This window comes from Vreelandella lionensis, assembly GCF_002087295.1.
GTDB classification, from domain to species: domain Bacteria; phylum Pseudomonadota; class Gammaproteobacteria; order Pseudomonadales; family Halomonadaceae; genus Vreelandella; species Vreelandella lionensis.
Genome location: NZ_MWVI01000038.1, coordinates 1 through 14,057, shown reverse-complemented (window position 1 = coordinate 14,057; position 14,057 = coordinate 1). Strand labels below are relative to the sequence as shown.

At 57.1% G+C, this 14,057-nt stretch carries 13 protein-coding genes and 4 pseudogenes; 9 read left to right on the top strand and 8 right to left on the bottom strand.

The window, feature by feature from the left end:
- Nucleotides 1-9: 9 nt before the first annotated feature.
- Nucleotides 10-750: pseudogene (locus tag B4967_RS04770) on the bottom strand (class I SAM-dependent DNA methyltransferase); the annotation flags it as partial.
- Nucleotides 751-969: 219 nt separating this feature from the next.
- Between B4967_RS04770 and B4967_RS04765 the strand changes: the two are divergent.
- A pseudogene (locus B4967_RS04765) lies at nucleotides 970-1,377 on the top strand (DUF4019 domain-containing protein).
- Between the two features lie 63 nt (nucleotides 1,378-1,440).
- Here B4967_RS04765 and B4967_RS04760 read toward each other — a convergent pair.
- The 4 genes and pseudogenes from B4967_RS04760 to B4967_RS18750 all read right to left on the bottom strand — a co-directional run bounded on the left by B4967_RS04760 (nucleotide 1,441) and on the right by B4967_RS18750 (nucleotide 2,860).
- Complete coding sequence (locus B4967_RS04760) at nucleotides 1,441-2,043, bottom strand: YqaA family protein (RefSeq protein WP_083023929.1); 603 nt, start codon at nucleotides 2,041-2,043, stop codon at nucleotides 1,441-1,443.
- Between the two features lie 7 nt (nucleotides 2,044-2,050).
- Nucleotides 2,051-2,362 carry a DUF1206 domain-containing protein gene (locus B4967_RS18755; protein WP_340638686.1) on the bottom strand — a complete coding sequence of 104 codons (312 nt, stop codon included), beginning with the start codon at nucleotides 2,360-2,362 and terminating at the stop codon, nucleotides 2,051-2,053.
- Nucleotides 2,360-2,452, bottom strand: a pseudogene (locus B4967_RS20080) (DUF1206 domain-containing protein); the annotation flags it as partial. The gene B4967_RS18755 and the pseudogene B4967_RS20080, both read right to left, overlap by 3 nt.
- Before the next feature lie 15 nt (nucleotides 2,453-2,467).
- Nucleotides 2,468-2,860 (bottom strand): DUF1206 domain-containing protein, encoded by a 393-nt coding sequence (locus B4967_RS18750; RefSeq protein ID WP_243470323.1) that lies wholly within the window; start codon nucleotides 2,858-2,860, stop codon nucleotides 2,468-2,470.
- A 212-nt stretch (nucleotides 2,861-3,072) separates the two neighbouring features.
- On the opposite strand from B4967_RS18750, the gene B4967_RS20660 reads away from it, so the two are divergent.
- Together B4967_RS20660 and B4967_RS20655 are read left to right on the top strand one after the other, a co-directional pair.
- Nucleotides 3,073-3,519, top strand: a complete 447-nt coding sequence (locus tag B4967_RS20660; RefSeq protein WP_340638684.1) for an AraC family ligand binding domain-containing protein — start codon at nucleotides 3,073-3,075, stop codon at nucleotides 3,517-3,519.
- A 20-nt stretch (nucleotides 3,520-3,539) separates the two neighbouring features.
- Nucleotides 3,540-3,980 carry a helix-turn-helix domain-containing protein gene (locus B4967_RS20655; RefSeq protein WP_340638685.1) on the top strand — a complete coding sequence of 147 codons (441 nt, stop codon included), beginning with the start codon at nucleotides 3,540-3,542 and terminating at the stop codon, nucleotides 3,978-3,980.
- Here B4967_RS20655 and B4967_RS04745 read toward each other — a convergent pair.
- Entirely contained in the window at nucleotides 3,875-4,483 is a 609-nt protein-coding gene (locus B4967_RS04745; protein WP_083023927.1) for a LysE family translocator, read from the bottom strand. The two genes, B4967_RS20655 and B4967_RS04745, sit on opposite strands and share 106 nt — an antisense overlap.
- Nucleotides 4,484-4,651: 168 nt before the next feature.
- Between B4967_RS04745 and B4967_RS04740 the strand changes: the two are divergent.
- Nucleotides 4,652-5,507, top strand: a pseudogene (locus B4967_RS04740) (bifunctional transcriptional activator/DNA repair enzyme AdaA).
- Nucleotides 5,508-5,516: 9 nt separating this feature from the next.
- Here the strand turns inward: B4967_RS04740 and B4967_RS04735 are convergent.
- Complete coding sequence (locus B4967_RS04735) at nucleotides 5,517-6,437, bottom strand: glutaminase (RefSeq protein WP_083023925.1); 921 nt, start codon at nucleotides 6,435-6,437, stop codon at nucleotides 5,517-5,519.
- A gap of 196 nt (nucleotides 6,438-6,633) precedes the next feature.
- Between B4967_RS04735 and B4967_RS04730 the strand changes: the two genes are divergently transcribed.
- The 3 genes from B4967_RS04730 (at nucleotide 6,634) to B4967_RS04720 (ending at nucleotide 10,508) form a co-directional block, all read left to right on the top strand.
- Entirely contained in the window at nucleotides 6,634-7,995 is a 1,362-nt protein-coding gene (locus B4967_RS04730) for a cytochrome P450 (protein ID WP_083023924.1), read from the top strand.
- 14 nt (nucleotides 7,996-8,009) lie between these two features.
- Nucleotides 8,010-8,876 carry an alpha/beta hydrolase gene (locus B4967_RS04725; RefSeq protein WP_083023922.1) on the top strand — a complete coding sequence of 289 codons (867 nt, stop codon included), beginning with the start codon at nucleotides 8,010-8,012 and terminating at the stop codon, nucleotides 8,874-8,876.
- A 132-nt stretch (nucleotides 8,877-9,008) separates the two neighbouring features.
- A complete protein-coding gene (locus B4967_RS04720; RefSeq protein WP_083023920.1) occupies nucleotides 9,009-10,508 on the top strand; it encodes a cobyric acid synthase in 1,500 nt (499 codons plus the stop codon).
- Here the strand turns inward: B4967_RS04720 and B4967_RS04715 are convergent.
- The gene (locus tag B4967_RS04715; protein WP_192859195.1) at nucleotides 10,465-11,370 is read right to left on the bottom strand and encodes a LysR family transcriptional regulator; all 906 of its coding nucleotides are present in this window, start codon (nucleotides 11,368-11,370) and stop codon (nucleotides 10,465-10,467) included. The genes B4967_RS04720 and B4967_RS04715 overlap by 44 nt on opposite strands.
- A gap of 148 nt (nucleotides 11,371-11,518) precedes the next feature.
- On the opposite strand from B4967_RS04715, the gene B4967_RS04710 reads away from it, so the two are divergent.
- A complete protein-coding gene (locus B4967_RS04710) occupies nucleotides 11,519-12,643 on the top strand; it encodes a 4-oxalomesaconate tautomerase (protein WP_083023919.1) in 1,125 nt (374 codons plus the stop codon).
- A gap of 52 nt (nucleotides 12,644-12,695) precedes the next feature.
- Nucleotides 12,696-13,802, top strand: coding sequence for a type 2 periplasmic-binding domain-containing protein (locus B4967_RS04705; protein ID WP_083023917.1), 1,107 nt, complete (start codon nucleotides 12,696-12,698; stop codon nucleotides 13,800-13,802).
- Nucleotides 13,803-14,057 lie beyond the last annotated feature (255 nt).

Here is a 14,057-nt window from a genome sequence, read left to right as displayed (position 1 = left end):
CGGACCTTCGCGCTTCACACACACGAAGATCGCATTACCTGAGACGTTATCCCAGGGCGTGATGGTCTGGTAATCATGCTCGAACACGTGCACCTCGAAGGTAGGCTCCAGCAGGGCCATAAGTTCGCTAAAGCTGACCGCCACCATGGGGTGCTCGTGGTTCCACACCTGCGTTGCGCCTGCCTCTGTTTTCTCAATGCTCAGCCGTAACGACTGCCGTGCCCCTTGCCCGCTGTAGTGCCACCCCGAGCGGAAGGTGAACGCGGCGTCTGCCTGTTTAGCCGTGTGCCTAACGAACAGCTCGTTATCGATCCGCTGTTTATCCACTACGTTGAAGTAGAACACGCCGCCCTCGTTTAAGGCGCGGTGGGCGCTGGCGATGCAGGCGCTAAGCTTTTCCAGGCCATCGTTATAGTGGATGGAGTAAAGAAAGCAGGTGATGAGATCCAGCGGTTCGCTGGCTTCAAAGCTGCACATATCTTGCAGTGAGAAGTGTGCCTCTGGGCAGCGCTGGGCGGCGATATCCAGCATCGGCTGGTTGATGTCCAATCCGCTGCTGGTGAAGCCAGCATCAAGAAAGTGGCGCACGTGGGGGCCGGTGCCGCAGGCTAACTCCAGGTGCTGCTTGCCTCCGTTACCAAACATCTGATGCAGGCGATGGATGGCATTACTTTGGGCGTGGTAGTCGATGTCGACGCACATCAAATCGTAATAGCCAGAAAGGTCGGTGTAGAGTGCGTTGACGGACATAGTGGCCTAATGGTGAGGGCTGAAATAAATTGGGTGGCGCATAGTAAACGAGCGGTTGTGGTTTGAGAAGTTGCTTTATGGCGAGGCGGCTCACCTAGCGATTTTGCATTCTTTAACATTGCTAGGACGACTTTATGGTTATTGTTCCTAAAGAAATAGCGTGGTTATCCGATAACTACTTAAGTCGCACAAGATCCTTTTCCGCAATAAGAGACCGTTATGCCCAAGTTACTTGCCCTGTTTCTCTTTGCCATACTGTTTGCACTCTCTTCCCAGGTTCACGCAGCTTCCGAGTCCGCTGAGGAAGCAGCGCTGGCGTGGCTGGAAGCGATTGACCAGGGAAAGTATGAGCAGGCGTGGGAGGCCGGTTCCCCGCTGCTGAAAACGCCACTCTCCCCGAGCATGTTGCAGCGCGTTGTGGCGCTGGCCCGTGGCGAAGTGGGCAGTGTAGAGTCTCGGCGGCGTATCCGTATGTCGCAATAAACCTCTATGCCGGGCGCTCCCCGTAACGATTACAAAGAGTTCGCTTTCCAAACCCGTTTCTCGGATAACCAGCGAGTGGTTGAGGTAGTAACACCGCATTTGGAAGAGGGCATCTGGCGGGTCAGTGGGTACTATGTTCAATAGCGCTGTTCAATAGCGCTGTTCAATAGCCGCCAGAAGCATGGGCGGCTACCCAGGCTTTCTCTTTTATACTATCAGCCCCGCCAACCCCTGCATCCCCAGCACCAATAGCAGCACTGCACTGCCTAGTGCCAGGCTGGTTTTCAGCGCGTGGCGTTTCCACATGTTTACTACCCGGTATCCAAAGCGGTAGACCAACCAAGCTAAACCGTAGTAACGCAGCCCACGGGCAATAAGCGCAGCAAGCACAAACAACGTAATCGGGTAGCCGGAAAGCCCGGCGGTAATCATCGCGACCTGAAACGGAATCGGCAAAATGCCAATGGCGAGAATGGCGGCAAAGCCGTACTGGTCAAAGAAGCCTTGAAACGCCTGATAGCTCTGCTCCATCCCCATAAATTCGATAAACCACGTGCCGAGGGATTGGTAGAGCACCATGCCCACGCCGTAGCCCACTATCGAAGCCACTAAACAGCCCAGCGTGGTAACGGCGGCAATAGCCCAGATGCGCTGCCGGTTCACTGCCATTAGCGGGATTAATACCAGTTCAATGGGAATCGGCAGAATAATGGTTTCTAAAAAGGAGAGGGTGGCGAGCAGCCACAACATATTTTTCGAGCCGTTAATACGCTCAAACCACTGCTTCGTACGCGTTGACGTAAAGGCCATAGGATCGCTATAGGGAGGGGTTAATACGGCGGTAAACAGCGGTTAATAAGCTATACACGCCAAACGCAAATAGCCCAACAGCCACAAACGCGAGCAGCCACTGGCCGAAGGCTTGGCCCCTTAACGTGCTGAACACTTCGGCCGGGACGCCCGCTTGGTTAGGGTTGAACTGGTAAGCCGCTAGGATAAAGAAACTGCCAACCATGACAAATACCAAGCCACGCACCGCTAACCCAAAGCGGCATACTGGGTAAGCCCAGCGCTGCACTTTGGCAGGCATTGAGAAGTGGCGGTCGAATTTTGCTTTCCAACCTTTAATGGCATGGGCGATGCCCGCGCCAATCAGCGCAACGCCGACTGCCGCCACCAGCCCGCGCCCGAAGGGCTGCTGCATCAGCCAACTGGCCGCACTTTCAGAACCATCTCAAGAGCCGCTAGAGCCGCCGATATGAACAACAAGCTTGGCAGCAAAAAAGGCCAAGAACGTATGCGTAACGGCGCTAACCAGCAAGCCCCCGCGAATCGCCAGCCCTTTAGTGCCGCTGCCGTGGTGATCAGTATCCTGAAGGGCTTGCAGCGTGCGCCATACGGCATAGCCCACTAACCCCAATGCAATAATGCCCAGCAGCACTTTGCCGAAGGGGGCGGTTAGTACGCTTTCAAGCGCGCCGCGGCTGCCTTCGGTTTGGCCGCCTTGGCCAAGCGCCGCCAGTGCCGCTAATCCACCCACCAGCAGATATACCACGCCTCGCGATGCGTAGCCTAAGCGGGCGAGCAGTTTTACCGCATCCCGTTGGTTCGGGGGGTTACTGTCCATGATGTCCTCCTGACGTAAATGGCAATGGCGATCCTTCCAGCGGCCCATACTGTGGGTGTGAAGGGCTATTGTCCAGCGTAGACTATCCGGTGCGCTAGTTTGTGTGTTTGCCATGCGTTGGGCTGAAAAGCAGCTAAAATGGCGTTCAGCTTGGGGTGGTATTTCCACTGGAAGGCAGAGTAATGCGGTATCGCGGGAGTGGATTAGCAAAGATGAATAATAAAGCGCACCCTGTTTTTTGGCGTGATGAGCGAATGCCTCATGTGGAGCTGCGCAAGATAAGCGATGCGCGGCAAGTCTGTTATGCGCCCCATAGCCATTCACACTGGTCGGTAGGAGCGGTGACATCCGGCGCCAGCACCTTTATGTATCGATATACGTCTTATCAGATTCGCGCCGGTGACTTAGTGATGATGAACCCTCACTGGGTGCATGCCTGTAACCCCATTGCTAACCAGCCGTGGGCGTATCTGATGCTCTATGTAAATACACGCTGGTTGAGTGAGCTGCGTTATGAGCTTGGCTTGTTACCCTCGGCTGAGTGGCAGGACATTGCTACGGCGGTGATCCATCAACCGTCTCTCCATTCCCAATATTGTGTCATGGCAGACTGCTTGTTTGATAAGCAAGAGCGATTACCCATAAGCAGCAGGTGCTAGAGGCCTATTTAACGACACTGATGACCCAGTTGGCGGAAGAAGCACCGATAGCGCCAACGCCAACGCCCTATGTTTTAGCGCACGTGGCGCGCCATTTACGTGAGCACTGTGCCAGCGATATTTCACTGGACGATTTATCCCAACAAACGGGATACAGCGCAGGGCATTTGATTCGTGCGTTTAAGCAGCACTATGGCTTAACGCCCCATGCCTATCTGATTAATCAGCGTATTCAGCTAGGGCAAGCGGCGCTAAGACAAGGCCAACCTATTGTAGAAGTGGCTTTAACAGCGGGTTTTAATGATCAGCCTCATTTTCAGCGCACTTTCAGGCGGCTGGTGGCCGCCACTCCGAATCAGTACCGACCCCGTTCCTCAAAAAGTAAAAATAGAGCACTTCCCGCCAAGCCTACCGCTAGGCAGCGATTGATCGTCAGGAGGACGGCGGGGCGGTGCATGTAGCGTTTGAGAAACGCCCCTGCGTAGACCCAGCTTGCCAGCGAGAGCCAGCAAATAGGCAGATAAAGAGCCGCAAACAGACCGATGAGATAAGGATCGTTGCCGTTGGTGTACGCGGCAATGCCCGCCGCCGAGGCCAGCCACGCTTTTGGGTTTAGCCACTGCATCGCAGCCCCTGTAAAAAAGCCAGGGGCTTTATGTGGGTTATATTCCCCCAGGCGGCCATCGTGTTGTATCAGGCGAACGCTGAGATAGAGTAAGAACACGATGCCGGCCCACTTCAGTGCCTCCTCCAGCCATGGCATCACATGGAGCAGCGAGTAGAGGCCCGCGCCAATGCCGAGAAACAGTAAGATAAAGCCTAAGGTTGCCCCTGTAACAAACGTGAGCCCTTTGTGCACGGGGTAGTGCGTGCCGCTGCTCAGACAAACGATATTCACCGGCCCAGGTGAAATAGACGCAGCAAGGGCAAAGGCAGACATAGGTAACAGTAACGATGTGCTCATGATGATCCTCCTGAAGGGAGTGCGCAGTGTGTGATGAGTCACATTCGGCGTATTGCACAAAATTGATGTGTGATTTGCGCAAGATTCGGGTGGGGTTTGGCGCTTTAGCTGAGTAAGCTTGCATGATCATGCACGCGATCCCGTCACTTTCCCCGTGAGATAGAAGCAATGAACGACTATGCCCGCATCGAAAAAGCCATGGCCTTTATGGTGGCGAATGCAGCCCAACAGCCCAGTTTGGACACGATCGCGGCGCAGGTGCATTTGAGCGGCGTTCCATTTTCAGCGGCTGTTTTGCCGTTATGCGGGCGTCAGCCCAAAGCGCTTTTTACAGGCGTTGACGCTGGCGCGGGGTAAGCAGTTGATTGCCTCTGCCCAGAGCCTCACCGATACCGCCCAGGCGCTGGGGTTGAGCGGCGGCTCGCGGCTTTACGATCATTTTGTCACGCTGGAAGCGGTGACCCCTGGGGAGTTCAAGCGCCAAGGGGAGGGCGTGGAGATTGCTTACGGCATTCACCCCACGCCGTTTGGTGAGGTGCTGGTCGCCACCACGCCTAGGGGCATTTGCCGGATGGGCTTTCTGGCCGCTACACCTGAGGCGGATATTCTCGCCCTGTTGGCCGCCGAGTGGCCGCGCAGCACGCTACGCCACCAGCCAGATGCCACCCGTTATGCGGTTGAAGCACTGTTCGAGCCAAGGAACAACGCTGCGCCTGGGGCGCTCTCGTTGCATGTGCGTGGCACTAATTTTCAACTGAACGTGTGGCGAGCGCTGCTGATGATTCCTGATGGCCAACTAGCTAGCTACTCGCATATTGCCCAGCTATTGGGGGCACCGAAATCGTCGCGGGCGGTGGGGAATGCAGTAGGGGCGAACCCGGTGGCGCTGTGGATTCCTTGCCACCGGGTGATTCAGCAAAGCGGCGCGCTAGGCGGCTACCGCTGGGGCCTAGAGGTGAAACGCCAAGTGCAGGCCTGGGAAGCCGCCCAGCACCTTGAATCGCAAGAGAGCGCTCGGAGCTAGTGCCCAAGCCTAGTGACCAAACACAGACCAGCCGGTGCGTTGCACGAACATCTCCAGCGCCCGCGCACCGAGCAAGCTGTTGCCATAACGGTCCAGCCCTGGCGACCATACCGCCAGCGAACCGCGCCCCGGCGCGATGGCTAAAATGCCGCCACCCACGCCGCTTTTGCCCGGTAGACCCACGCGGAAGGCGAACTCCCCCGAGGCATCGTAGTGACCGCACATCATCATGAGTGAGTTGATCCGCCGCGCCCGCTGGGGTGATACCACCCGTAGGTTGCTAGGGCGGTTGACCCCATCGGAAGCCAGAAACAGCCCGGCGTGGGCAAGCTGATCGCTGCTCATGGCGATGGCGCACTGGTGGAAGTAGGTGCCGAGCACTTTATCAACATCGTGTCGCAGCCGCCCGAAGGCTTTCATAAAGTGGGCCAGCGATGCATTGCGGTCTTTGTGCTCCATTTCCGACGCGGCGACTTGATGATCAAAACAGATGCTGTTGTCGTCAGCGATGTAGCGCACAAAGCTCAAAATTTCGGCCAGGGTCTCTTTGGGTTCGTGGCCCATCATAATGGCATCCACCACCGCAATGGCCCCGGCATTGATAAACGGGTTACGCGGTTTGCCGCTCTCATGTTCTAGCTGAACGATGGAGTTGAACGGGTCGCCGGAAGGCTCGCGACCTACTTTCGACCACAGCCCATCGCCCCATTTGCCTAGCGCAATGGTCAAGGTAAATACCTTGGAAATACTCTGAATCGAGAAGGGCGTGGTCGCGCAGCCCGCCGAGAAGCGCTCTCCCTCGACCGTGGCCAAGCTAATGGCGAATTGGCTGGGGTCTACGTGGGCTAGCTGCGGAATGTAGTCGGCCACTTTGCCGCGCTCGGTCTCTTGCGCAAGCTCGGCGACTATCTCGTTCAGTATCTCTTGCATATCGGGCGTAATCGGTTGGTGGCGGGAGCCGCTACCCTAGCGGAATTTGCCGGGCCTGTCTGCCGTGGAGAAACCCACCTTCATTAACCCTTAGCTTGATTTAAGTGCTGGTTGACGCGGGTTGAGGGCTATTCCCTTGCGTATGGGGCGGCGAATTCTAGACTGAAGCGTTAGCCGTGCATTTCAAGGAGCAGGAATGGATAGGAGATCCAACCCAGCGCCGTTACCGACGGCCACGCTGAGCGAAACTATTGCCATTGTTTGCCGTGTGATAGCGCCTAATGTGGCGAAAGGGGTGATACGCCGCCGCCCGAAAATCGTAGGGGTAGTGGAGCGCTTCGCCCTGGATGCCCAAGGTGTGCAGCAGCTTCAAGCGTTAAGCAAAAAGTATGGCCGTGGGCCGCTGATGCTGAAAGTGCCTGGCAAGCCGATGGCGGTGGTGCTGGACCCCGCCGATGCCAACGACGTGTTGGAGCACACCCCCGAGCCGTTTGCGACCAATGAGCGGTTAAAGCGCAGCGCCCTGGGCCACTTTGAACCGGAAATGGCGCTGGTTTCCAGCGGCGAGGCCCGTGAAAAACGCCGCGCCCTGAACGAGCGGGTTCTACAGAGTAGCTGCCCCCGCCATACCCTTGCCGAGGCGTTTACCAGGATTGTGGAAGAGGAGGCCGAACAGCTAGTAACGCGGGTAGGGACGCGCTTCGACGAGCTGGATTGGGCAACCTTTCACGTTACCTGGGAGCGTATTGTGCGGCGCATCGTGCTTGGGGATATCGCCCGCTACGACCGCACGCTCACCAAAGAGCTTGCTGCCCTACGTAAAGCCGCCAACTGGGGTTTTATGCACCCTAAACGCAAGCGGTTGCAGCAGCGTTTTGAACGGCACCTGGCGTTTTACTACCAGCGGGCGGAACCGAACAGCCTGATGGCGATGCTCTCGGCGCAAGGCGCGGAAAACGAGCAGGCGCCGCTGCAGCAGGTGCCCCAGTGGCTGTTCGCATTTGAACCCGCAGGCATGGCGGCGTTTCGTGCGTTAGCGCTACTGTGCGCGCACCCCGAGTTCGCGGCACGGGCGATGGCAGAGGCCGATGGCACGTCGCCGCCCGCCGTGGATCGGTTAACAGCCAGCGTTTTAGAGTCCCTGCGTTTATGGCCCACCACCCCACTGATTTTAAGGCAGTCGACTAGGCTTACCCAGTGGAAGCAGGGCACCCTGCCAGCCCATACATCGCTGTTGATTCATACGCCCTATTTTCACCGTGATGAGCGCTACTTACACGCTGCTCACCAGTTTACGCCAGAGATGTGGCTAACCCCTGACGGACCAGGTCAGTGGCCGCTGGTGCCGTTTAGCGGCGGGCCAGGGATCTGCCCCGGCAGGCATATCGTGCTGCTCGTCACCAGCCGATTGCTCGCCGCACTTCAACGGCGTGCCCGCTGGACGCTGCAGCCACCGGAGAAACTCAACGGCCAAGTTCCCATGCCGAGCTTGCTTAGTCCGTTCCACTTACGGTTTCGGCGGGAGCACCTCCAGCCAAACAGTGCCACCACGGCTTAGAAGGAGACAACGCAATGCCACAAGCGCAAGCTTCCAACGGCTTAAACTTCGATGTGCTGGTGAATATTCTGCCCTCCGCAGAGGATATCCCGCCGCTGCAATCCTACACCGCGCGGGATGGTAGCACCTTGGGTTACCGCTACTACCCAAGTGCCGACGTTGCCGGGCGGGCCACACCGCCCACGCTGTTAGTGCTGTTGCACGGCTCATCGGCCAGCAGCCACTATTTGGCCCCGATGGCGGAATATCTGGCGGAGTTTGCCGGTTTCGACGTGATTACTCCCGATTTACGCGGCCATGGGCCAAACCCTGCGCAGCGTGGCGATGTGGATTATATCGGCCAGCTGGAAGATGACTTGGCCGACCTGATTGAGCACGCTCAACAAGAGCACGCCCCACACGATAGGGTGGCTATTGGCGGGCACTCCTCCGGCGGTGGGCTGGCGCTGCGTGTTGCGGCGGGTAGTCAGGCGGGCAAGCTTGCTGGTGTGGTGCTGTTGGCACCGTTTCTAGCCTATAACGCCGCCACGGTGCGTAAACAGGCGGGATGGGCCACGCCGAACCTTTGGCGCATCGTGCCGCTGGCGCTGCTCAATCAGATGAACGTCACCCGATTTAATCACTGGCCAGTACTGCACTTTAACCTGCCGCTGGCGTACCGCACCGGCTCGGACACCCTGAGCTACACCTATCGAATGATGGAGAGCTTTGGCACCGCACATTATAAAGCCGATCTTGCCAACATCCGCGCGCCGATTTTGGTGCTGGTGGGGGATAGGGATGAGGCGTTTTATGCCAAGCAGTTTAGCCCCCCATACACCCCCACGCGCCCCAGGCGGAGTTTTAATTTATTGCCGGTGTGTCGCATCTGGATATCGTAATGAATACTACCGTAGCCCAGCGTATCGCCCTCTGGGCAGAAACCCTCGGGCTGTAACCGCCTGCGGCGCGACTGGGTTGCGCCGCGCTTGAACGCCCGCTAAGGTTCGTTCTTTTAGCCAGGGCGGCCACGCATGACCACACTGATGATTCAAGGCACCACCTCGGATGCGGGTAAAAGTACCGTGGTGGCGGGGCTTTGCCGTGTTCTCCAGCGCCGGGGTATCTCGGTGGCCCCGCTTAAGCCGCAAAACATGGCGCTGAACAGTGCGGTGACCAACGATGGCGGCGAGATTGGCCGCTCCACCGCGCTACAGGCCCAGGCGGCGGGCGTTATTCCCCATAGCGATATGAACCCGGTACTGCTAAAGCCGGAAACCGACCGGGGTGCCCAGGTAATTCTGCGCGGCAAGGTGTACGGCCATATGGACGCGCTGGACTACCACGTCTTCAAGCGTACGGCCCAAGAGAGCGTGATGGCAGCGTGGCAAGCCCTAGAGCAGCGGTTCGATGTGATTATTGCCGAAGGGGCCGGCAGCCCGGCGGAAATCAACCTGCGCAAAGGCGATATTGCCAATATGGGGTTTGCCGAAGCCGCGGACTGCCCGGTGCTGCTGGTGGGCGATATTGACCGTGGTGGCGTGTTTGCTCAGCTGGTCGGCACGCTTGCGCTGCTGAGTGACAGCGAACAGGCCCGCACCAAAGGCTTTATCATCAACCGTTTTCGGGGCGATATTGCGCTGTTAGAGCCAGGGCTCGAGTGGTTGGAAGCGCGCACCCAAAAGCCGGTGCTGGGCACGCTGCCGTATCTACAAGGACTGCTGCTGGATGCCGAAGATAGCATCGGCACCGTGCAGGCGGAGAAAGAGAGCCAAACGCTCAAGGTCATCGTTCCTGCACTGCCGCGCATCAGTAACCATACCGATTTCGACCCGCTGCGCCTGCATCCACAGGTATCGCTTAGTTTTATCGGCCCAGACCAGCCCATTCCCCCTGCTGATGTGATCGTACTTCCCGGCAGTAAAAGTACCGCGAGCGACTTAGCCTGGTTAAAGCGCCAGGGCTGGGACGCGGCGATTACCCGCCACCTGCGCTACGGCGGCAAAGTGCTGGGCATTTGCGGCGGTTTTCAAATGCTGGGGGAGTGGGTCGATGACCCCGGCGGGCTGGAAGGGGGCCCCGGAAAAATCGCCGGGTTGGGGCTATTACCGCTGACCACGCGCATGGTGCCCGGCAAGCAGCTTCGCAATGTGAGCGGCGTACTGGTAGGGGAAGAGGCAAAGGTAGAGGGGTACGAGATTCATAACGGCGTTAGCGAAGGCCCCGCCCTGAACAAGCCACTCTTCGATGTAGGCACCCACTTGGATGGGGCCATCAGCGAGGACGGCCAAGTGATGGGCACTTACCTACACGGCCTATTCGATCACCCAGAAGCCTGCCAAGCGCTGCTCACCAAGCTTGGCCTAGCCAAAGCAGGCAGCGTCGATTACAACGCCCACCGCGAACAAGCCTTGGAGCGCTTGGCCGATACGCTCGAAGAACATCTGGATATTGACGCGATCCTGGCGCTCATTGCGTCTTCAAGCGTTGCTAAACAGTCTCTTTGCCCCAGTGCTCTAACAGAAGATCGATAAACAGCTGTGCCGTGCTGGATAAGCTGTGCGAGTTGCTGCGCACCAACCCAATTGAGCGCTGAATGCGTGGCTCGGGTAAATCGCGAGAGCAGAGCGTGTCGTGGTCCGGGCCGGGCATGGTCATGCGCGGCAAAATAGCCACGCCAAGGCCCGATTCCACCAGCCCCAACGAAGTAGAGAGATGCTGCACCTCGTAAAAGCTATTGAGATGAATACCCTCCGCCGAAAGCGCGTTATCCAGCAGCGTGCGGTTGCCACTATCGCGGCTCACGGTGATGAGCCGCACATCTTCTAAATCGCTCCACTCAATCTGCTTTTTGCTGGCAAGCGGGTGGTCTGAGCGCAGTGCCAGCACAAAGGGATCTCGCAGCAGCGGCGTAAAGCGCACTTCCGAGCTTTGCGCGCTGATCATGTTGATGCCGAAATCCGCCTCGCCATTAATAACTTTTTCCAGCCCTTCGTTAGCGCTGACATCCAAAATCCGGATGCGAATGCCCGGCCACGCCTCGCTAAACACGCGAATGACACTAGGCAAAAAGTAGAAGGCCGCCGTGGGCAGGCAGGCAATCGTCACCGTGCCTTTTTGGTGGGTGACGAGCTCTCGAATGCCTAAGATGGAGGACTCGTACTCCTCTAGCATGCGTCTGGCGCGGGGCAGAAAATCGGCCCCCATCGGCGTTAACCGAGTACGCCGTGTAGTTCGCTCAAGTAGTTCAACTTCAAGGAGTTCTTCGAGTTTTTGGATACGCCGAGTGAGCGCTGGCTGCGACAAATGCAGGCGCTGCGCCGCCTCATGAAAGGTGCCCAATTCAGCGACCAAAATGAAGGCCTGGAGGTCAAGAAATTCGAGTCTATGCAGCATAGGATTGTTGCGCTAAAAAGTTGGATTCATAACCAAAACACATTAATGCACAAAACGGATTTATAGCAATCCATATTTGCATTTGAGACATTAAACATTGGCTGACATTCTCCGTTCATACAGTCATCGCGAACTATGGCGGAGCGATATGAACAGCATTGCTTGTGTCGTTATGCGGGGCGGCACCTCTCGAGGCCCCTTTATTCGCATGAAAGATCTGCCCAGTGATCAGGCTCAGCAGGCTGATATTCTGCTGAGCCTGATGGGCTCCGGGCATGCGCTACAGATCGATGGTATTGGCGGCGGCGACCCGCTCACTAGCAAAGTGGCCATTGTGGAGCGCTCGTCGCACCCGGATGCCGACGTTGACTACCTGTTTGCTCAGGTGGACGTAGTGAATAAGCGCGTCGACTTTAACCCGAACTGCGGCAACATGCTCTCTGCCGTTGGGCCCTACGCTATCGAAACAGGGTTGGTGGAACCGCAGGACGGGACGACCGTGGTGAAGGTGCATAACCTGAACACCCAGCGGCTGATTGAGTGTCATGTACCCACGCCGGGTAAGCAGGTGCAGTACGAAGGCAGCGTTACCATTAGCGGCGTTCCTGGCACTGCGGCGGGCATCCAACTCAGCTTTTTAGACATCATGGGCAGTAAAACGGGCCAGCTGCTACCCACAGGAAACGCCTGCGATGAGATCGAAGGTGTCGAGGTGAGCTGTATTGATGCCGCCACGCCGATTATGCTGCTGCGCGCGGAGTCGGTGGGGCTAACCGGCCATGAAGCGCCTGCGGAGCTGGACAATAACCCGGCCTTGTTAACCCGCTTAGAAACCCTACGCCGTGAAGCAGGGCGACGGATGGGAATGGGCGATGTAAGCCAGAGCGTGCTGCCCAAGGTGGTACTGATTTCAGAGGCTGAAGCGGCATCGCACACGCTGAATGTGCGCTATTTTGTGCCCCATCGCTGCCATAAAGCGATTGCCGTGACAGGGGCAATGGCCGTGGCGGCGGCGATTAACGTGCCCGGCTCGGTGGCCAATCACATGGCCATAAGCACTCAGAAGCTTTCTGCCGGGCAACTGTTATCACAGATTACATTAGAGCATCCTTCTGGTTCGATTGAGCTAACGGCGGAATATCGCCAGCAGAATGCTTTTGACCTAGCGCGCGTATCGCTTATTCGAACCGCTCGCAAAATTATGAGCGGGCAAATTTTTTACGCGAGCCCTTCAAATGTAGCGGGGCATCACGCCATCGAAACCGTTGATTAAATAACGTTACCACAATAACTAACCGACAATAATCAATAACAGGAGTATCGCCATGACCACCCTGAAGAACACTCCGTTTACAACGCTCAAGAAAGCGCTACTGTTCGTTGCTTGTTCCACGCTAGGCGCTATCAGTGTGAATGCTCAAGCTGACGATGTGAGCGTGCCTGACACCATTCGCTGGACCATTCCCTTTGGTGTGGGCGGAGGAACCGACGTATGGGCACGCTTCTTCACCACCTGGATGAGTGACCATATTGAAGGCAACCCGACGCTGGTGATTGATAACGTGCCCGGCGGCGGCTCTATCAATGGCAGCAATTTGTTTGCTATGCGAGCGGACTCGGATGGCAGCCAGTGGATCGGTACCTCTGCCTCCACTCAATACCCTGCCATGCTGCAAGACCGCCGGGTTCGTTATAGCTACGATGATTGGACACCGATTCTAGCCACGCCCACCGGCGGCGTGGTTTATGCCCAGCCTGGCTTAGGCGATAGCGCAGAGGAGGTGCTGAACGCGGTAACTAACCAGCGCGTTAAGTTTGCCGTGCAGAGCCATACCGGGCTAGAGCTACCGGTATTGATTGCGCTTGATTTGCTGGGGGCCGATGTGCAGGCCGTGTCGGGCATGCGTAGCCGTGGAGAAGGGCGGTTAGCCTTTGAGCGTGGCGAGGCTGATATCGACTTCCAAACCACTTCTGCCTATTTCAGCAGCGTAGAACCACTGGTAGAGAGCGGTCGAGCGGTGCCGCTGTTTTCGCTAGGCGTGCTTAACGACAGCGGCGAGATCGAGCGTGACCCTGCTTTCCCTGACTTGCCGACCTTCAATGAAGTGTACGAAACCCTGCATGGTGAAGCACCCAGCGGCCCTGGTGCCGAGGCATATCGTAAGTTCTTTGCTTCCGGGTTTACGCTGCAAAAATTGATCTTACTGCCAAACGATGCCCCAGAAGCGCTGATTCAGGAGTATCGCGACGCGGCGCGCAGTTTTGTCGATACGGAAGCGTTCAAAGAAGCCGCCATGGCCCAGCTTGGCCCCTACACGCCGGTGGTGGGCGAGGTCGTCGAGCAACATCTGCAGGATGCCATGTCGCTGGATGATGCCACACGCCAGTGGCTGGTCGAGTGGCTGCTAGAGCAGCACGGCGCTCGTATTTAACACGCCAGCTAACACTAAAAAGGCACGGCTCAAGCAGTGCCTTTGGGCTCCCTTACATTAAACAACATAAGAGCCAAGACAATGACAGATGTCTTATTTTCCAGTTTGGGGCAGTTGTTTACTGTTCCCCATATGCTGTACATGGTGATTGGTGTCCTCATCGGTCTAATTGTGGGCATCATTCCTGGGCTTGGTGGCATTGCGGGTATGTCGCTGCTGTTGCCCTTTCTCTATCCTGAATCCGTGAGACCGGCC